Origin of the sequence: Bradyrhizobium sp. Rc3b (assembly GCF_900114915.1) — a bacterium.
GTDB lineage: Bacteria > Pseudomonadota > Alphaproteobacteria > Rhizobiales > Xanthobacteraceae > Bradyrhizobium.
Map to the genome: position 1 here is coordinate 24,962 of NZ_FOUS01000013.1, position 19,457 is coordinate 44,418.

Genomic DNA, 19,457 nt, shown 5'->3' on the forward strand with positions numbered 1-19,457 from the left:
GCAGGCGCGGAACAACGAAGCCAAGGAGATCGCATGAGCAGACCAGCAAATCCCGTCACCATTCCGCTCGCGGACTATTCGCCGCAGCACTTCGTGCTGGCGGTGGTCGACGGCGTCGCGACGGTCACGCTCAACCGACCCGAACGAAAGAATCCGCTGACGTTCGAAAGCTACCGGGAACTGACCGATTTCTTCCGCGCTTGCGCCTTCGACGACGAGGTCAAATCCGTCGTCGTCACCGGCGCTGGCGGCAATTTCTCGTCCGGTGGTGACGTGTTCGAGATCATCGGCCCGCTGGTGAAGATGGACACCAAGGGTCTGACGGCCTTCACGCGGATGACCGGCGACCTCGTCAAGGCGATGCGGGCCTGCCCGCAGCCAATCATAGCCGCGGTCGAGGGCATCTGTGCCGGGGCTGGTGCGATCGTCGCCATGGCCTCGGACATGCGTCTCGCGGCAAGCGGGACCAAGGTTGCGTTCCTGTTCAACAAGGTGGGTCTTGCAGGTTGCGACATGGGCGCCTGCGCGATCCTGCCGCGGATCATCGGACAGTCCCGCGCCTCCGAGCTGCTCTATACCGGCCGGTTCATGACCGCGGAGGAGGGCGAGTGCTGGGGCTTCTTCAGCCGCATCGTGACGTCGGAGCAGGTGCTGCTCCAGGCGCAGGTCCTGGCCAAGCAGATCGCGGAAGGGCCTACCTTCGCCAACACCATGACCAAGCGGATGCTGGCGATGGAATGGGCCATGTCGGTGGAGGAGGCGATTGAGGCGGAAGCCGTTGCCCAGGCCCTGTGCATGACGACGGCCGATTTCGAGCGCGCCTTCGAGGCCTTCGCCAACAAGGTCAAGCCGGTCTTCAGGGGCGACTAACGGCGTCGTTGTCCGAGCCGGCCAGCAAGGGGGGACTTGCGCGAAATTATTTTAGGCTTAAAATAGTTTCATGGCCGGGTGAATTGGCGAGGCTCCCATGAAAGTCGCGATCATCGGTGGCGGACCTGCGGGTCTTTACGCTGCGATCCTGCTCAAGAAGCAGCGCCCGGGCGCCGACATCACGGTGTATGAGCGCAATCGGGCCGACGACACCTTCGGGTTCGGCGTGGTGTTCTCGGATGCCACGCTGGACAATTTTGAAAAACACGATCTGCCGAGCTATCGCCGCATCACCCAGGAGTTCGCCTACTGGGACGACATCGCCGTGCATTTCCGCGGCACGGTGCACCGGGTCGGCGGTAACGGCTTTTGCGGCTGCTCGCGGCGCAAGCTGCTCCTGATCCTTCAGGAGCGGGCCCGCGAGCTTGGCGTCGTCCTGCACTTTGAGGTGGACGTTGACGACGAAACCCGGTTTGCCGACGCCGATCTCGTCCTGATTGCCGACGGCATCAACAGTCGCTTCCGCGAGAAATACCTCGATCATTTCCAGCCGGAGGTCGACCTCCGCTCCAACAAGTTCGCCTGGATGGGCTCGACCAAGCCGCTCGATGCCTTCACCTTCATCTTCCAGGAGACCGAGTGGGGGCCGTTCATCGCCCACGCCTATCAGTATGAGGCCGGACACTCGACCTGGATCTTCGAGACCGATCCCGAGACGTTCGAGCGGGCTGGCCTCACAGGGCTGGACGAGACGCAGTCCGCCGCGCGGATGGCCGAGATTTTTGGCTGGTTCCTCGATGGACATAAGCTGCTCGTCAACCGTTCGATGTGGCGCAATTTCCCGATGATCCGCAGCAAGCGCTGGGTCAAGGACAACATGGTGCTGCTCGGCGATGCCAAGGCGAGCGCGCATTTTTCGATCGGCTCCGGCACCAAGCTCGCGATGGAAGACGCGATTGCGCTGGCCGATGCGATGGAGAAAGCTCCCAGCATCAAGGCGGCGCTTGATGTCTACGAGCACGGCCGCCGTGAGGAGGTCGAGAAGACGCAGCACGCCGCCGACGTCTCGCTGGTCTGGTTCGAGCATGTCGACCGCTTCTGGAATTTTGATCCCGTGCAGTTCGCCTTCGGCGTGATGACGCGCTCGAAGGCGATCACCTATGACAATCTCAAGCTCCGCGCGCCCGATTTCGTGGCTGAGGTCGAGACGTCATTTGCCAAACAGGTTCGCGACAGCGGCTTTGACGTCGACATCAAAAAGCCGACGGTGCCGTTGTTCCAGCCGTTCCGCCTGCGCGAGATGGAGGTCGCCAACCGCGCCGTGATGTCGCCGATGTGCATGTATTCGGCGAAAGAGGGCGTGCCGACCGACTTCCACCTCGTGCACTATGGATCGCGCGCGATCGGTGGCGCCGGCCTCATCTTCACGGAGATGACCTGCGTCAGCCGCGATGCCCGGATCACGCCGGGCTGTGCCGGTCTGTGGAACGACGAGCAGGAGGCGGCGTGGCGGCGCATCGTGGGCTTTGTCCACGGCAATTCGGCCGCGAAAATCTGCCTGCAACTGGGCCACGCCGGCCGCAAGGGTGCGACCAAGCTGATGTGGGACGGCATGGACCGCCCGCTGGACGAAGGCGGCTGGGACGTGTTCTCCGCATCGCCACTACCCTATTTCCCCGACAGCCAGGTGCCGCGCGAGCTCGATCGCGCCGGCATGAATGCGGTGCGAGACTCTTTCGTCGCGGCGGCCGAGCGCGGCGAGCGCTGCGGCTTCGACATGCTGGAGCTGCACTGCGCCCACGGCTATCTGCTCGCCAGCTTCATCTCGCCGCTGACGAACACCAGGACGGACGAATACGGCGGCTCGCTCGACAACCGTCTGCGCTTCCCGCGCGAGATCTTCGAGGCGCTCCGCGCGGTCTGGCCGTCGCACAAGCCGATGTCGGTACGTATCTCCGCGACCGATTGGGCTGACGGCGGCATCACCGGTGACGATGCGGTGGCGGTTGCGCGCGCTTTCGCCGAGGCTGGTGTCGATCTCGTCGACGTCTCGACGGGACAGACGGTCCGCGACGCGCAGCCGATCTACGGCCGCATGTTCCAGACGCCGTTCTCGGATCAAGTCCGCAATGAGGCGCGCGTCGCCACGATGTGCGTCGGCAACATCACGACGGCGGACCAGGCCAATACCATCCTGGCGGCTGGCCGGGCGGATCTCGTCGCCCTTGGGCGGCCGCATCTGGTCGATCCGTTCTTCACCATGAGGGCGGCGGCCTGGTACGGGGCAGAAAGCGCATTCTGCCCGCCGCAATATCTGCCCGGGAAGGATCAAATTTTCCGCAACAGCGTCCGCGACCGCCAGGATCTGGAGGAGCTGCGCATTAAGGCTAAGCCCAAGACCCGGGCCGAGCTCAAGGCGGAGGCGACAAAGCCGCTTGCGGCGGAGTAACTGCCCGTGCGACGTTAACCTCATTGCCTGGCATATTTCGAGTGGAGTAAGGGCGATGAAGGCGATTATCGTCGGTGGCGGTATCGGTGGTCTCACCACGGCGCTGATGCTGCGTTCGCGTGGCATCGGATGCGAGATCTTCGAGCAGGCTGACACCATTCGTGAGCTCGGCGTCGGCATCAATACGTTGCCGCATGCCATGCGCGAGCTTGCCGGACTCGGCCTGCTCCAGAAGCTCGACGATGTCGCGATCCGCACCGATCAGCTTTACTATCTCAACCGCCACGGCCAGGAGGTCTGGCGCGAAGCCCGCGGCATCGACGCCGGTCACGACGTGCCCCAATTCTCGATTCATCGCGGCCGGCTTCAGGGCGTCATCCATCGCGCGGTCGAGGAGCGGCTCGGAGTGGATGCAATCCACACCGGCTGCCGCCTCGGCGCGTTCACGCAGGACGAGGGCGGCGTCACCGCTTACTTCTTCGATCGTGCCGGCGCGCATGTCCACACCGCGCGCGGCGACATCCTGATCGGCGCCGACGGCATCCACTCCCGCGTCCGCGAGACGTTGTTCCCAAATGAAGGTCCGCCGTGCTGGAACGGCTTGATGCTGTGGCGCGGTGCGCGCGACTGGCCGCTGTTTCTCACCGGCAAATCGATGATCGTGGCCGGCGGCCTCAATGCCAAGGTGGTGATCTATCCGATCGCGGAGGGATCGAGCTCGGCGAGCCGCCTGACCAACTGGGCCGTGCTGGTGAAGGTGGGCGAGGGCAATGCGCCACCGCCGCGGAAGGAAGACTGGTCGCGGCCGGGCCGCCGCGAGGAGCTGATGCCGCACGTCGCCCGCTTCTCAGTGCCTTATGTCGACGTCAAAAGCCTGATCTCGGCGACGCCCGAATTCTACGAATATCCGACCTGCGACCGCGATCCCTTGCCCTACTGGTCGTCAGGACGTGTCACGCTGCTCGGCGATGCCGCGCACCCCATGTATCCGGTCGGCTCCAACGGGGCCTCGCAGGCGATCCTCGATGCGCGCTGCCTTGCGGACGCGCTTGTGCGAGCCGAGCATCCGCGCCAGGCTCTGCTCGAATACGAGAAGAAGCGCCTGCCGATGACGGCGGATATCGTGCGCTCCAACCGGCGCGGCGGCCCTGAAGGCGTCATCGACGTCGTCGAGCAACTCGCGCCGGATGGATTCGACAATGTCGATAACGTGCTGAGCTATTCCCAGCGCGAGGCCATCGTGCGCGGCTATGCGACCAAGGCGGGCTTCGCCGCAGTGCCGGGGCTTGCGGCGGTGCGCGCTTAAGACCTGCCGCTAGCCAGCGCCGGGAGGCGGCGGCAGGAAGTGGATGTTGAACTCGGCGGCCATCGCCACCACGTCCTCGGGCTTCTGTTCCTTCATGTTGTGAAGGCCCCAGAACAGGTCGAACAGCTTCTTGGTCGGTGACACCCAGAACAGCACCTTTGCGGTCTGCTCCGACTTGTTGAAGATGCCGTGCGGCACGCCCATGCCGAGGCGGATCAGGTCGCCGGCGGTCGCCTGCGACTCGGAATTGCCCAGCATGAAGTCGAGCTTGCCCTCCAGCATGTAGAGATATTCATCCTGGTCGGGATGAATGTGCGGCGGCACGAACGTGCCCGGCGGCAATGTCGCGTGCCAGGAGAAGCTGTGCTCGGTCTTGCTCTTCGGCACGTAGGTTTGACCGAGGATGTTCCAGGAAATGCCCTGGATCCCCTCGTTGGCCCGGGTAATGCCGGTGATCTCGCTGCTCATTGAAGTCCTCCCTTAACGCGACGCGCGGCTTTAGTTCGCCGCCTTACAGTCCTTGGCGTAGCGGTCGCCGTAATTCTCGAAGACCTTCTGCACGATCTCGGTCTGGAACTTACCGTCCGGACGCTTGGCGACCTTGGTCAGATAAAAATCCTGGATCGGATAGCCGTTGGTGTTGAACTTGAAGGTGCCGCGCAGCGAGGTGAAGTCGGCTTTCTTCAGCGCGGCCTGGACCGCGTCCTTGTTCGACAGGTCGCCCTTCACGGCCTTGACCGCGCTGTCGATCAGCATCGCGGCGTCATAGGCCTGGAAGGCGTAGGTGCCGGGCACGACATTATAGGCGGCTTCATAGGACGCGACGAACTTCTTGTTCTGGGCATTGTCGAGATTGGGCGCCCAGTTGGCGCCGCCGAACATGCCGACGGCCGCATCCTGCTGCGCCGGCAGCGTCGATTCATCCACCGTAAACGCCGAGAGCACCGGAATGCTGTCGGCGAGGCCCGCCTGCCGGTACTGCTTGACGAGATTGACGCCGAGACCGCCGGGCATGAACGTAAAGAGTGCGTCGGGTTTCTGCGAGGAGATCTTGGAAAGCTCCGGCTGAAAGTCCAGCGTGTTCAGCGGCATGTAGGATTCCTCGACGATCTCGCCCTTGTAGTCGAGCTTGAAGCCCGCCACCGAATCCTTGCCGGCCTGATAGTTCGGCACCATCAGGTACATGCGCTTGTAGCCGCGATCCTGCGCGACCTTGCCGAGGATCTCGTGCACCTGATCGTTCTGATACGAGGTCACATAGAAGAACGGGTTGCAGTCCTTGCCGGCAAAGGTCGACGGGCCGGCGTTGGGGCTGATCAGAAAGGTCTTCGATTCCGTCACGGGCCGGTGGATCGCCTGCAGAATGTTGGAGAAGATTGGGCCGATCACGAAGTCGACCTTGTCGCGTTCCAGCAGCCCCTTGACCTTGGTCACCGCCGCGTCCGGCTTCAGTTCGTCATCGACGACGACGACCTCGACGTCACGGCCGCCCATCTTGCTGCCGAGGTCTTTTACGGCGAGCGCAAAGCCGTCGCGAACCTGCTGGCCAAGCGCGGCGGCTGGTCCCGACAGGGTCACGATCACCCCGAGCTTGATCTTCTCCTGGGCGAGGGCGGGGGTCACGGCGGTGCCGAGCAGCAGGGCTGTTGCGGCCAAGGTCGATTGCATTCTCATGATCTGTCCCTCGTGACGTCAGGGCTTGCGCCGCAAGCCGCGTACTTCAATCCAAGCTTATGCTGATGATGGCGGTCGCGGCAAGCAGCGCTCAAAGTGTCGTCATCCCCGCGGGCAGCGGCGCATGCAAGCGGCGCGCCAATTATTTGAAGCCTAAAGAAATTGGCGTGCGGTCGATTGTTGCAGCTTTGGACTTGCGGCCGGCGTCGATTTATTTGAAGCTCAAAATGTTGGGGAATCCGTGCCGGCGCCAATGCCCGCCGAGAGTGAACGCACCGAGATGCTCGATTCCGAGACCAAGGCCGTCGAAACGCCGGAAGACCATGCCGACGAGCTTCGGCTGTGGCTGCGCCTTCTGACCTGCACCACCCTGATCGAGGGCGAGGTTCGCGGCCGGCTGCGGCAGCGGTTCGACGTCACGCTGCCCCGCTTCGATCTGATGGCGCAGCTCGACAAGGCGCCTGACGGCATGACGCTGTCCGATGTCTCCAAGCGCATGATGGTGTCGAACGGCAATGTCACCGGTCTCGTCGAGCGCCTCGTGGAATCCGGCCATCTCGATCGCCGGACCTCGGAGACGGATCGTCGGGTCCAGGTGATCCGCCTCACGAAGCTCGGCCGCGCCGAGTTCCGCAAGATGGCCGCGGAGCACGAGATCTGGATCGCCGATCTCTTCGCCGACCTCTCGCCGAAGGATGTGCGCGAATTGATGCGGCTGCTCGCCAAGACCAAGGCGTCGGCGCAGAAATCGGCCGCGCGCCGCCGGCCGTAAGCGCCGCCGCCCAATCCCTTTTGCCGCAGGAAAAAGCACGGAATGCCCAAAATCCGCTATTGCGCCAAATTGTTTTAAGCCTAAAATGTTTCCCAGATCGTGCTGCCGGGTGCAATCCATGCTGAAAGGAGCGTGCGATGGCCAACGCCGCCAAGATTCAAGTGTCGGGCTCGCATGACGGCAACGCTGCGACGGCCCATGTCGATACGTTTGCGCGGCAGCATCTGCCGCCACGCGAGCTCTGGCCCGAGTTCATCTTCACGCGGCCGGAGCTGCACTATCCGCCGCGACTGAACTGCGTCAGTTATTTCCTCGATCGCTGGGTCGAACAGGGCCATGGCGATGCGCCCTGCGTCATCAGTCCCGCCGTCAGCTACACCTATCGCGAGCTGCAAGCGCTGGTGAACCGCATCGCCAACGTGCTGGTCGGCAAGCTCGGTCTCATCCCCGGCGGTCGCGTGCTGCTACGCTCCGCCAACAACCCGATGATGGTCGCGACCTATCTCGCAGTCATCAAGGCCGGTGGCATCGTCGTGGCCACGATGCCGCTCTTGCGCGCCAAGGAGCTGTCCTACCCGATCCAGAAGGCGGAGATTGCGCTCGCGCTGTGCGACGGAAAGCTCGCCGAGGAGATGGAGAGGGCAAAGGCTGCGGCGCCAATTCTGAAGCGAGTTGTTTATTGGGGCAATGGCGCGGCGGACTCGCTCGAAGCGCTCAGCGCTGACGCGAGCCCGGAGTTCAAGGCCGTCGATACCGCCTCCGACGACGTCTGTCTGATCGCCTTTACGTCCGGCACGACAGGCGATCCCAAGGGCACCATGCATTTCCACCGCGACATGCTCGCGGTCTGCGACGGCTATGCGCGCAACATCCTGCGAGCCGAACAGAACGATCGCTTCGTCGGCTCGGCGCCGCTCGCGTTCACCTTCGGCTTCGGCGGCGTGCTGTTTCCGATGCATATCGGCGCCTCCTTCGTGGTGCTGGAGAAGACGACGCCCGACGACGTGCTGACGGCAATCGAGCAATACAAGACCACGGTCTGCTTCACGGCGCCGACCGCTTACCGGGCGATGATCGGCAAGCTGCCGGGCCGCGACATCTCCTCGCTTCGCAAATGTGTTTCCGCGGGCGAGACGCTGCCCAAGCCGACTTTCGACGCCTGGCTCAAGGCGACCGGGATCAAGCTGATGGACGGCATCGGCTCGACTGAATTGCTGCACATCTTCATCAGCGCGATCGAGGACGAGATCCGCCCCGGCGCAACGGGCAAGCCCGTGCCGGGCTATGAGGCCAAGATCGTCGACGATGACGGCCACGATTTGCCGCCGGGCACGATGGGGAACCTCGCGGTGCGCGGGCCGACCGGATGCCGCTATCTCGCCGACGAGCGGCAGCGCAAATACGTCAAGAATGGCTGGAATATCACCGGCGACACCTACCTGATGGATAGCGACGGCTATTTCTGGTACCAGTCTCGCTCCGACGACATGATCGTGTCGGCCGGCTACAATATCGCGGGCACCGACGTCGAGGCGGCGCTGCTCACGCATCCGGCGGTCGCCGAGTGCGGCGTGGTCGGTGCCCCCGACGAGGCGCGCGGCATGATCGTGAAGGCCTATGTCGTCGCGACGCCCAGCGTGACGCCGGACGCAGAGCTCGTGACCGAGTTGCAGGAACATGTCAAACGCGAGATCGCGCCGTATAAATATCCGCGTGCCATCGAATTCGTGGCACAACTCCCCAAGACCGAGACCGGAAAATTGAAGCGCTTTGCCCTGCGGCAACTGGCGCAGGCCGCCGCAACGTCCTCAGGCGTCGCGGCGGAATGAGAAGAGGATGAAGAATTGTCCGTGACGACGCCGAAAGGCCCGCAACTCGCGGTGCTGCCGACACCAGCCGAGGATGACACCCGCTCGCGGGTGCAGGTGCTCCAGCCGTCGGGCTGGCCGATGCCGAAGGGCTATGCCAATGGCATGGCCGCTGAGGGGCGCATCGTCGTCACGGGCGGGGTGATCGGCTGGGATGCCGAAGAGCGTCTTGCTGACGGCTTCGTCGCACAGGTGCACCAGACCTTGAGCAACATCGCCGCGATCCTGGCCGAGGCAGGCGCGAGGCCCGAGCACCTCGTGCGGTTGACCTGGTACGTCGTCGACATGGACGAGTACCTGTCCAACCTGAAGGAGCTCGGCAAGGTCTACCGTGCCGTCTTCGGCGCAAATTACCCGGCGATGGCGCTGGTGCAGGTGGTGCGCCTCGTGGAGAAGGCGGCGCGCGTCGAGATCGAGGCCACCGCCGTCATTCCACGCTGAATCGCGTCCGGTTCAGCTGGCCTTGTCAGCTGGCCTTGGCGAGCTCGTCGTCCTCGGGCGAGTTCAGATAGACGCCCGACATGGTGTCGACCCAGCACAGATGGTCGTGCACCTTCTTCACGCCATCGACGTTCTCGGCTGCGACGATCGCGGCCTGCCGCGTGCGCTCTTCGGTGATGACGCCGCTGAGATGAACGATGCCGTCGCGGACGATGACGTTCAGCCCGAACGGGCACCAGTCGTTCTTCTCCATGGTGTCGATGATGCGGCTGCGAATGTGGTCGTCATCCGCCGTCGGATCACGCACTTCGCGGGCGAGCCCCGCCACCGCCTGCAGCAGATTGGCGCGGGATACGATCCCGACGACCTTGTCGCCGCGCACCACCGGCAGCCGCTTCACGTTGTTCCGCTCCATGAGGTCGACGATCTCGGCGAGCGCCGTATCCTCCGTGATGGTGACGACCGTGTCGGTCATCACCTCCGCGACCTTGCGGCCGTGCTCGTGGACGAAATCGCTGGCCGACTTGCCCGGACCAAGGATGAACCGCAGCCAGCGTCCGCGCTTGCGCCCGGTGCCGATTTCGCTGCGGCGGATGAAATCTCCTTCCGACACGACGCCGACCAGCTTGCCGGTATCGTCGACCACCGTGAGACCGCTGACATGCCGCTTCAGCATGATATTTGCCGCCTCGACGATGCTTGTGTCGGGGGTAACCGAGATGACCGACCGGGTCATGATCTGGTGGGCGCGCATGGACAACTCCGCTGGCTCTATCGAAATTCGATGCGCGAAAACTAGCGCGGACATCAGGGTGCGGCTTGACTCAGGTCAATCGGACGAGGCCCGTCCGTCCTGATTAAGCAATCGTGATCCGCGCCCCGGATTTGATGCAGCTCAACGCCTCTGCGAAGCCTCGTCATATCCTGCTGCCGACCTAGACCAGAAGCCCCTCGGGAACATTGAGCCATGAGCGTCGTGCAGATCTTTCCACGGGCCGAAGTGCCGGCGGCGCAGGCTCTTCCCGTCAATCCCGTCGCTGCTCCCGAAGCCTCGACGGTGAGCCCCAAAACACCCGCCGGAATGCCTGCCGCCGATCCGCCGCCTGCATCGGAGCCATATCCTCTCGACCGCGCATTTCACGCGATGCTGGCGCGATTCACAGGCGGGATTTCGCCGCTGGCCTTGTCGCTGGCCTGGCTCGACTGGAGTTCGCATCTGGCTGCGGCGCCGCAGCGCCAGATGGAGATTGTCCGCAGCATTCTGCGCGACACCGGCCGGCTGGCGGAAGCCGCCGCGCACGCGGCGTCACCGGAGCAAAAGCCGTGGTCTGTGATCCAGCCGCAGGGACGCGATCGCCGCTTCAGCGGACCGCAATGGGAGACCGCGCCGTTCAATCTGTTGGCGCAGGCATTTCTGCTCACAGAGCGCTGGTGGCGGGATGCGGCGACCGGCGTGCGCGGCGTGTCGCACGCCAATGAGGCCATTGTCGAGTTCTCGATGCGCCAGATGCTTGACATGCTGGCGCCGTCGAATTTCGCGGCGACAAATCCGAAAGTCCTGGAGAAGGCGTTCCAGAGCGGCGGCGAGAACTTTGTCTTCGGTTGGCAGAACTGGTGCAGTGACTTGATGCGCCTGCTGTCCGCCTCGAAACTGGCGGACGGCGAGCAGTTTGTGGTCGGCAGGTCGGTGGCGGCGTCGCCCGGCAAGGTCGTCTACCGTAACGCGCTGATCGAGCTGATCCAATACCATCCGACCACGGCGCAGGTGCGACCAGAGCCGATCCTGATCGTGCCGGCCTGGATCATGAAGTACTACATCCTCGATCTCTCGCCGCAGAACTCGCTGGTCAGATATCTGACCGGTCAGGGTTTCACCGTGTTCGCGATCTCCTGGCGCAACCCGGATGCGACGGATCGGGATCTCGCCTTCGACGACTATCGCAGGCTGGGGGTCATGGCGGCGCTGGACATGATCGGCCGCGTTATGCCGGGTCGGAAGACCCATGCGCTCGGCTATTGTCTGGGAGGTACATTGCTGTCGATCGCTGCCGCCGCGATGGAGCGCGACGGTGATAAGCGCCTTGGCACCGTTACTCTCCTTGCCGCCCAGACAGACTTCACCGAGGCCGGAGAGCTGACGCTCTTCATCAATGAGAGCCAGGTCGCCTTTCTCGAAGACATGATGTGGCAGCGCGGTTACCTCGACACGACCCAGATGGCCGGCGCCTTTCAGCTGCTGCGCTCCAACGAGTTGATCTGGTCGCGGCTGTCGCAGGACTATCTGATGGGTGAGGGCGCGCCACCGAGCGATCTGATGGCGTGGAACGCGGACGCAACGCGGCTGCCTTACCGCATGCATTCGGAATATCTGCGAAAGCTGTTCCTCGACAACGATCTGGCCGGCGGGCGCTATCACGTCGGCGGCAGGAACGTTTCGCTGTCCGATCTTCACGCCCCGATGTTCGTGGTCGGCACGCTGGCCGATCACGTCGCGCCGTGGCGATCGGTCTACAAGATTCACTATCAGGTCGATGCCGACGTGACGTTCCTGTTGACCAGCGGCGGTCACAATGCCGGCGTCGTCGCGCCTCCCGACGAGCCCGGCCACAGCTATCAAGTGCTGAGCAAGGCCGAGGACGCGCCCTATGTCGGTGCGGACGAGTGGCTGAAGCTGGCTCCGCGCGTTGAAGGGTCGTGGTGGCCGGAATGGACCAAATGGCTGGCGGCGCGCTCCGGTGCGCCCTGCGATCCGCCACCGATCGGGCTTGGAGACGCTCCCGGCCTGCCCGATGCGCCAGGGGACTACGTCAACACTTAAACCTCCGGCTCGGAATTCGGTGCGAGGTCCGAGGAGCGGAAGGGTTTGGTCTTGTCCAGTTTGCGGTAGGCCGTTGACGCCGTCCGCAACAGCTTCTTTTCCCGTTTGCGGTTGCGGAATCGATTGCCGGCTTCGAGGCCGGCGCCGTTCAACGACGCCGCCAGCGCCTGTCCCCGCGCATCGTCGTTCAATCGTCCGAGCGACCGTTGCGCTTTGCGCAATTTCTTGAGGATGGATTTCTGTTTCGTCAGCGATTCATCGGCGAACAGGTCCTGGAGCGACTCGATCGAATAAGTCAGCCGCTTGTTGAGAATCCGCAGCTTGTGGCGTTTTTCGACGTCGAGCTTGCGGAGTTTTCGCGCCTTCTTGAGCAGCGCCGTTTCCCACTCGGTCAGCCGCTCCGTCGCGTGATAGGCGAGCGTGCAGCGGCGCAATCGTATGGCTTCCTTGCTGCGCCAGGTCGACCAGGGGCCGCTCTCGATCCAGGTCGAGGTCTGCTCGACAAGGCGGCGATACCGCGCGGATTGCAGCGCGCGCGCCAGCAGGCGGTGGCTCTCGGCGCGCTTTTCGTCCCAACACTGAAGCTCGGCGACCACCGCGAGATTGTCGCCACTCTCGGCGACGATCCGCTCGATCGCCACGTCGAGATCCCGTACCATGCCGAGCTGACCGTTCAGCCATTTTAGCTCGGTCCAGACCTTCGGGCGAAGGGCGTCGTCGACTATCGGCGAGAAGAAGCGGATGGCTGTTCGCAGATGCGTCAATGCGATCCGGATCTGGTGCAGCGCGTCGGGATCGCCGCGGCAGGTGCCGTCATGCTGGGCGAGCACGGCATCGAGGTGACGGCGCGCGATGATGCGGAACGCCGTATCGCAGGCCATGCCGGGGCTGAGGCGGCCGGGCAGGGCATTGCGCCGCGCCGCCGGCGTGGCGCGAACGGCCGTCGAGGTCGTGGTGGGTCGCGCCATCTTTGTCCGCGCCAATCAGATTGCCTTATTTGCTTTCAGCGATCGCGTCCCAGCAGTTCTGGAGCGTCTGCGCTTGTGTCCCGGATGCATCGATGGTCGCCCAGCCGACGTGACCGATATTATAGTGCTCTTGCTGCGCAGCAACCTCTTGCGTGGCGTCGGATGCGTCTCCCCGGCGACTTCCGATCCGCATCTGCCGGGTCGCGAGGTCCGCAACCAGGAACAGGCCGTTCAGGGGCACATTGCGCTCCCGCGCCAGTGTGGCGATCGCGTCCCGTTCGTCCTCGCGGGCGAATACGCCGTCGATGATCGCCGAATGGCCCTGCGCCAGCACCCGCCGGGCATGCTGAGCCAGCGTGGCGTAGACGCGGGCGGCGTGCTCCGGCGTGTAGGCGGACGGCGGCAGGCGGTGCGTGTCCTCGACCCCGAACATCTGCTTGCGGACGAGGTCGCTGCGCAGCACGACGGCTCCCGGGGCGGGTGCGACGACGGGCGCGAGCGCGTGTGCCAAAACCGTCTTGCCGGTGCCTGACAGGCCGCCGACCGCAATCAGGCGCGGGGCGGGAGGATGGAGCAGCGTCCTGGCGAGGTCAAAATAACGCTGTGCCTGGTCAAGGATGCCGGCGTCATCGGAATGCGGCGGCTTCAGCCGTGCCAGGGCTACCTGGGCGCGGATCGCCGCCCGGATGGACATCAACAGCGGCAGGGCCGAGAGCGCGTCGAGATTGTCGGCCGGCGTCACGGCGAGATAGCGGTTCAGGACGATGTTGGCCGCATCTGGCTGATCGTGGTGCAACAGGTCCATCAGCGTGAATGCGAGATCGTAAAGCACGTCGACGGTTGCCATCTGCGCATCGAACTCGATGGCGTCGAACAGCACCGGCCGGTCGTCGATCAGAACGATGTTTGCGAGATGCAGATCGCCATGGCAGCGGCGCACGAAGCCTTGACGGCCGCGCTCTGCGAGCAGCGGACGAACACGCAAAAATGCCTCGTGGGAGGCTTTGCCTAGCTTGTCGACGTCTGCCGCGTTGAAATGGCCGCCGGTCCGCAGGCCGTGACTGTTGCCGTGGATCAGGGCGGGGATGGAGGCGACCCATGCGTCGCCGTCGGCGCGTGTCGCCGCGCCGTGGGAAGCGACGATCGCGTCGGCGGCAGCCGAGGCAAGGGCTGCATCCAGCGGGCCGGCCTTTGCCAGATGATCGAGCGTCCGGTTTTCGTCGAAGCGCGCCATCTCCACCGCATACTCGATCGGCCGGCCGGGACCGTCGACCTGCACCGAGCCGTCCGCCTCCTCGGTGATCGCCACGACCCGGTGGTAGATCTGCGGCGCCAGCGGCCGGTTGATCCGGATTTCCTCCTCGCAGGCCGCCTTGCGCTTCTCGAGCGTCGAATAATCGAGGAAGGGAAACTGCACGGCGCGCTTGATCTTCAACGCGCGCTTGCCGTCGAGGAACACGGAAGCTGCGTGCGTATCGATCCGCCTCACGTCAGGATGCACGGCAGAATCGGTTAGAGCCGCAAAGATCCGGTCCTGGGTCGCAGAATCGTTTGTCATTCCCGCTGGCACATCCAGATGCGTCGGAAGGCGGCCCGTCCGCCGACCAAGGTAATCCTTAGAAGCAGATCGCGGCCAGTCCTTGACGTCGGTTAACGCCAGTTACTGATGGACTGGACGACGTTTTCTTGGCTTGACGAGGATCAAGCCTCTCGACCAAAGCCGGCCTATTGTGGCGGCCAAGGAGAATCCCGATGCCCATCAAGGATGTCTTTCTGCCGCTTGTCGGCCAGCCGCGCGGATCGGCCCTGGTTGCGATCGAGAAATGTGTGGCCGTCGCCGCCGACCTCGGCGCCAGGATCACGGCGCTCGCGCTCGAGGAAGACGTTTTCGAGCGGCCGAAAGTGATGCTGCCTCATGACCGCGATTCCGCGGAGGCCGTCAGTTCGCGTGAGGCGAACGACACGAAGCAGCTCCTCGATGCCTTCACCAATGCGGCGTCCCGCGCCAACATTCGCGCCCAGAGCCGAACGGGCAAGGTGCCGGCGGACGAGATCGCGGCGATCCTGGCCGAGCATGCCCGTTTCAGCGATCTCACGCTGTTTCCCGTGAAGCCGCACGACAGCCGAACGGAGCACATGATCGAAACTTTCCTGTTCGAATCCGGGCGGCCGCTGCTGCTCTGCCCGGAGCAGCATGCGGAGCAGTTGCGGCCGGAATTCGAGAACGTCATGATCGCCTGGGATCATTCTGCCCGCGCTGCGCGTGCGGTCGGCGACGCCTTGCCGATTCTTCAGGCTGCCAGCGTGGTCCGTGTGGTGACGGTAACGCAAGACAGGGATGACGCAGTCGTGCAATCCGGCGCGGCTCTCGTCGATCATCTCAGGGAACACGGGGTCTATGCCTCCTTCGAAACGGTGACCGGCAACGGCAGCTCGATCGGCAAGGTGCTGGGAAGCTGGACGAATTCCCACGGCATGGATGCGATCGTGATGGGCGCCTACCATCATTCACGCCTGAACGAGATCGTGTGGGGCGGTGTGACAAAGACCGTCATTGGCCAGCCACCGTGCTGGGTTATGATCTCGCACTAGGCTCGCCATCTTCCCAGCCTGATCGTCAACCATCGGAACCGCCGCTGATCCGGCGCATTTGCTTTCATGTCAACCTATCGTCTCAACAATCTGCTGGCGCCGCGTTCGGTTGCGCTCGTCGGCGCGAGCGCCCGTCCGGTCTCCGTTGGACGCGCCGTTCTGGAAAACATCCACAAGACCGAATTCAAGGGGCGGTTCGGCCTCGTCAATCCACGCCATGCCGAAATCGGCGGCGTCGCCGCGGTGAAAAACCTGGACGGCTTGGACTTCGTGCCCGAGCTCGTGGTCATCACCGCGCCGGCGCGCGAGATTCCCGGTATCATCGACCAGGCCGGGCGTCGCGGCTCGGCGGGCGCGCTGATCGTCTCGGCCGGGCTCGGCCACGGACCGGGATCTCTGCACGAGGCTGCAATCGCGGCGGCCCGCAAATACGGCATGCGGCTGATCGGACCGAACTGCCTCGGCATCATGATGCCCGGGGTCAGCCTGAATGCCAGCTTTGCCGCACACATGCCGGGGGCAGGCAGCCTCGCGCTGATCTCGCAATCGGGCGCGATCGCTGCCGGCATGGTCGACTGGGCTGCGCAGCGCGGCGTCGGCTTTTCCGGCATCGTCTCGATCGGCGATCAGATCGACGTCGATATCGCCGATCTGCTCGACTATTTCGCGATGGATCACAAGACCCGTGCGATCCTGCTCTACATCGAATCCATCAAGGATGCGCGCAAGTTCATGTCGGCGGCGCGTGCCGCCGCACGCGTAAAGCCCGTCGTCGTGGTGAAATCCGGCCGCATGGCGCAGGGCGCAAAGGCGGCCGCCACGCATACCGGCGCGCTCGCCGGCGCGGACGCGGTCTATGACGCGGCGTTCCGCCGCGCGGGTGTCCTGCGCGTCTCAGATCTGCGTGAGCTGTTCGATTGCGCCGAGACGCTCGGCCGCGTCGAATCTCCGACGGGAAAGCGTCTCGCCATCCTGACCAACGGTGGCGGCATCGGCGTCCTCGCCGTCGATCGCTTGGTCGAGCTCGGCGGAATTCCGGCGACCATCTCTGCGGAGGCTCGCAAGACGCTCGATGCGGCGCTGCCACCGACCTGGTCCGGTGCAAATCCCGTCGACATCGTGGGCGATGCCGACGCCTCGCGCTACGCGGCCGCGCTGGAGGTGCTGCTGGCCGATCGCGACAATGATGCGGTCCTGGTCCTCAACGTGCAAACGGCGATCGCCTCGGCCGCCGATATCGCCACGACCGTGACCGAGATCGTCGGCAAATATCGCGAGCAGCACCGCCGATGGGCCAAGCCCGTATTGGCGGCCTGGGTCGGTGCCGATCAGCACATCATTCAGGCCCTTTCCGGTGCCGGTATGCCGAACTATCCGACCGAGGACGACGCCGTGCGCGGATTCATGCATCTGGTCCGGCACCGTGAAGTGGTGGAGGAGCTGAGCCAGGTTCCTCCCGCGATGCCCGATACGTTCGTACCGGATGCAAGGGGGGCGAGGCAGATTGTCACCGCCGCGATTGCTGATGGCCGCGAGTGGCTCGAGCCTGTCGAGATCAAGCACCTGCTCGAGGCCTACGACATCGCGATGGTGCCGACCTATGCGGCGGCCGATGTCGAGCAGGCGGTGGCCTATGCGAAGGAAATCTTCGCGCAGGGCGGCACCGTGGTGCTGAAGATCATGTCGCGGGACATCATCCACAAATCCGATGTCGGCGGCGTCGTGCTCAATCTGACGACGCCGGAGGCCGTGCGAGCCGCCACCTCCGATATCCTCGCCCGGGCGAGAAAGCTGCGGCCCGAGGCCCGCATCGGCGGGGTCATCGTCCAGGCGATGGTCGTCAAGGCGAAGGCGCGCGAGCTGATTCTGGGCCTCGCCGACGATCCCACTTTCGGCACCGTCGTGGTGTTCGGCCGCGGTGGCACGGCGGTGGAGATCATCAACGACAAGGCGCTGGCGCTGCCGCCGCTGGACTTGCAGCTCGCCCGCGATTTGATCGACCGCACGCGCGTGTCACGGTTGCTAAAAGCCTATCGTGATGTGCCGGCGGTCAAGCAGGACGCCGTGGCCATGGTGCTGGTCAAGCTGGCGCAGATGGCGGCCGACATTCCCGAGATCCGCGAATTCGACATCAATCCGCTGCTGGCGGACGAAACCGGCGTGACCGCGGTCGACGCTCGCGTCGCGGTCGGCCCGCCGCAGCGGAAGTTTGTCGGCTCCGGCCCGGCCAATTTCGCCGTTCGCGCCTATCCTTCGCAATGGGAGCGCCGCCTCAAGCTCAAGGATGACTGGCGCATCTTCGTGCGTCCCATGCGCCCCGAGGACGAGCCGACCATCCACGAATTCCTGCGTCACGTCACGCCGCACGACCTTCGCCTGCGTTTCTTCGCACCGATGAAGGAGTTTACCCACGAGTTCATCGCGCGCCTGACCCAGCTCGATTATGCGCGCGCGATGGCCTTCATCGCCTTCGACGAGGCCACCGGCGAAATGGTCGGCGTGGTCCGGCTCCATTCGGATTCGATCTACGAGAGCGGCGAATACGCGATCCTGCTGCGGTCCGACCTCAAGGGCAGGGGGCTCGGCTGGGCGCTCATGCAGCTCATCATCAACTACGCCAAGTCGGAGGGGCTGAAAGTCATCTCGGGCGACGTGCTCAAGGAGAACACCGTGATGCTCGAAATGTGCCGGCAGCTCGGCTTCGAGGTCAAGCCCGATCCGGCCGAGCCCGATATCTGCGACGTCAAATTAAGGCTCTGAGCGCGCCTGCTTCAGGAGCGCGCTTCAGCCGAATTCGCTGAGGCGGATGACTTGGCCGCCGTCCGCAGGTTCCTGATGATGATCGCGATCAAGGGCACCAGCACCGGCACGATCGTGCTGAGCGGATGATGCACCGCGCCCGACACCTGGGCCTGAAGCGCACGCGCCTCGAGCTGAAGGGCTTCGATAGAGGTGTCGTGAATTTCGTTGGCGAGCTCGATGTCGCGGCCTGACGGAGCCCGGCCGGCGATCGCGAAGAGAGCGGCCGCGATGGCGAAATTGACGGCGCCGAGGATGGCCGCCGCGGCAATCGCACTCCAGATCTGCACCAGCGCGAAATAGGCCGACAGCTCCAGCATCAGCAGCCCGAACGCCGCGATCAGCGCCGCAAAGGCACGCAAGCCGAGGCCAACAAGCAGATGGCGCAGCCTGATGTCCGCGATGATCCTGTCGGTGCGCCACAGCGCGCGTAGATGTTTGACCACATTCTCGGTATTCACCTAATGTCTCCTCAGCATGAAGCCGACAACGACGCCGAGCGCGAAGGCGGAGGCGAGCGACGTGATCGGACGCTCCGCTATGAGACCCTGGAGCTGCGCCTGCTCTTCGTCCACGGTCTCGCCGAGTTCGGTCAGCGCGGCACGGATCTGATCGGCGAGCGCCTCGGCGCGGTCCTTCGAGCTCTCGAACATCTCCTCGCCGGCGGTGCTCAGCAAGCGTGTGACGTCAACCTTCAGCGCCCGCAATTCTTCGCTCATCCTGTCGCTGTCGAACATGGACTCTTACCCCCATTGAATGAAAGCGAGCCTAAGGCGCACCTGTGCGTTCGCGCTTGATTTGCCTCAAGCGGTGGCCGCAGTCCGGGTCTTGAGACAGGTCAAGCCGGCCGCCATATGCTGGCCTAGAAATACCGTCTGAATGGGGACCGATTGTCCCGAT

At 64.2% G+C, this 19,457-nt stretch carries 16 protein-coding genes; 9 read left to right on the forward strand and 7 right to left on the reverse strand.

The window, feature by feature from the left end:
- Positions 1–33: 33 nt before the first annotated feature.
- From BM190_RS28050 to BM190_RS28060, 3 genes are all read left to right on the forward strand, one after another.
- On the forward strand, positions 34–870 hold the full coding sequence (locus tag BM190_RS28050; protein ID WP_092260878.1) for an enoyl-CoA hydratase family protein: 837 nt from the start codon (positions 34–36) through the stop codon (positions 868–870).
- A 97-nt stretch (positions 871–967) separates the two neighbouring features.
- Complete coding sequence (locus BM190_RS28055) at positions 968–3,319, forward strand: bifunctional salicylyl-CoA 5-hydroxylase/oxidoreductase (RefSeq protein WP_092260880.1); 2,352 nt, start codon at positions 968–970, stop codon at positions 3,317–3,319.
- A 55-nt stretch (positions 3,320–3,374) separates the two neighbouring features.
- A complete protein-coding gene (locus BM190_RS28060; protein ID WP_092260882.1) occupies positions 3,375–4,625 on the forward strand; it encodes a flavin-dependent oxidoreductase in 1,251 nt (416 codons plus the stop codon).
- A 9-nt stretch (positions 4,626–4,634) separates the two neighbouring features.
- On the opposite strand, the gene BM190_RS28065 is transcribed toward BM190_RS28060, so the two are convergent.
- Both BM190_RS28065 and BM190_RS28070 read right to left on the reverse strand, forming a co-directional pair.
- Positions 4,635–5,093: a cupin domain-containing protein gene (locus tag BM190_RS28065; RefSeq protein ID WP_018319243.1), complete on the reverse strand. Its 459-nt coding sequence runs from the start codon at positions 5,091–5,093 to the stop codon at positions 4,635–4,637.
- Positions 5,094–5,123: 30 nt separating this feature from the next.
- A complete protein-coding gene (locus BM190_RS28070; protein ID WP_092260884.1) occupies positions 5,124–6,299 on the reverse strand; it encodes an ABC transporter substrate-binding protein in 1,176 nt (391 codons plus the stop codon).
- Between the two features lie 253 nt (positions 6,300–6,552).
- Here BM190_RS28070 and BM190_RS28075 point away from each other — a divergent pair, with 253 nt between their 5' ends.
- The 3 genes from BM190_RS28075 (at position 6,553) to BM190_RS28085 (ending at position 9,380) form a co-directional block, all read left to right on the forward strand.
- On the forward strand, positions 6,553–7,071 hold the full coding sequence (locus BM190_RS28075; RefSeq protein WP_028142582.1) for a MarR family winged helix-turn-helix transcriptional regulator: 519 nt from the start codon (positions 6,553–6,555) through the stop codon (positions 7,069–7,071).
- A 137-nt stretch (positions 7,072–7,208) separates the two neighbouring features.
- Positions 7,209–8,900 (forward strand): benzoate-CoA ligase family protein, encoded by a 1,692-nt coding sequence (locus BM190_RS28080; protein ID WP_092260886.1) that lies wholly within the window; start codon positions 7,209–7,211, stop codon positions 8,898–8,900.
- Positions 8,901–8,921: 21 nt separating this feature from the next.
- A complete protein-coding gene (locus tag BM190_RS28085; RefSeq protein WP_092261202.1) occupies positions 8,922–9,380 on the forward strand; it encodes a RidA family protein in 459 nt (152 codons plus the stop codon).
- A 25-nt stretch (positions 9,381–9,405) separates the two neighbouring features.
- Here the strand turns inward: BM190_RS28085 and BM190_RS28090 are convergent, their stop codons facing one another.
- Positions 9,406–10,134, reverse strand: a complete 729-nt coding sequence (locus BM190_RS28090) for a CBS domain-containing protein (protein WP_092260888.1) — start codon at positions 10,132–10,134, stop codon at positions 9,406–9,408.
- Between the two features lie 213 nt (positions 10,135–10,347).
- Between BM190_RS28090 and BM190_RS28095 the strand changes: the two genes are divergently transcribed.
- Entirely contained in the window at positions 10,348–12,198 is a 1,851-nt protein-coding gene (locus tag BM190_RS28095) for a PHA/PHB synthase family protein (protein WP_092260890.1), read from the forward strand.
- Here BM190_RS28095 and BM190_RS28100 read toward each other — a convergent pair.
- Positions 12,195–13,166: a CHAD domain-containing protein gene (locus BM190_RS28100; protein WP_092260892.1), complete on the reverse strand. Its 972-nt coding sequence runs from the start codon at positions 13,164–13,166 to the stop codon at positions 12,195–12,197. The two genes, BM190_RS28095 and BM190_RS28100, sit on opposite strands and share 4 nt — an antisense overlap.
- A gap of 25 nt (positions 13,167–13,191) precedes the next feature.
- A complete protein-coding gene (locus BM190_RS28105; protein ID WP_092260894.1) occupies positions 13,192–14,724 on the reverse strand; it encodes a bifunctional aminoglycoside phosphotransferase/ATP-binding protein in 1,533 nt (510 codons plus the stop codon).
- Between the two features lie 194 nt (positions 14,725–14,918).
- On the opposite strand from BM190_RS28105, the gene BM190_RS28110 reads away from it, so the two are divergent.
- On the forward strand, positions 14,919–15,758 hold the full coding sequence (locus BM190_RS28110; RefSeq protein WP_092260896.1) for a universal stress protein: 840 nt from the start codon (positions 14,919–14,921) through the stop codon (positions 15,756–15,758).
- Positions 15,759–15,824: 66 nt separating this feature from the next.
- Positions 15,825–18,518, forward strand: a complete 2,694-nt coding sequence (locus BM190_RS28115) for a bifunctional acetate--CoA ligase family protein/GNAT family N-acetyltransferase (protein WP_092260898.1) — start codon at positions 15,825–15,827, stop codon at positions 18,516–18,518.
- An 11-nt stretch (positions 18,519–18,529) separates the two neighbouring features.
- Here the strand turns inward: BM190_RS28115 and BM190_RS28120 are convergent, their stop codons facing one another.
- Both BM190_RS28120 and BM190_RS28125 read right to left on the reverse strand, forming a co-directional pair.
- Positions 18,530–19,018 carry a hypothetical protein gene (locus tag BM190_RS28120; protein ID WP_092260900.1) on the reverse strand — a complete coding sequence of 163 codons (489 nt, stop codon included), beginning with the start codon at positions 19,016–19,018 and terminating at the stop codon, positions 18,530–18,532.
- Positions 19,019–19,294: a hypothetical protein gene (locus tag BM190_RS28125; RefSeq protein WP_092260902.1), complete on the reverse strand. Its 276-nt coding sequence runs from the start codon at positions 19,292–19,294 to the stop codon at positions 19,019–19,021.
- Between the last annotated feature and the right edge of the window lie 163 nt (positions 19,295–19,457).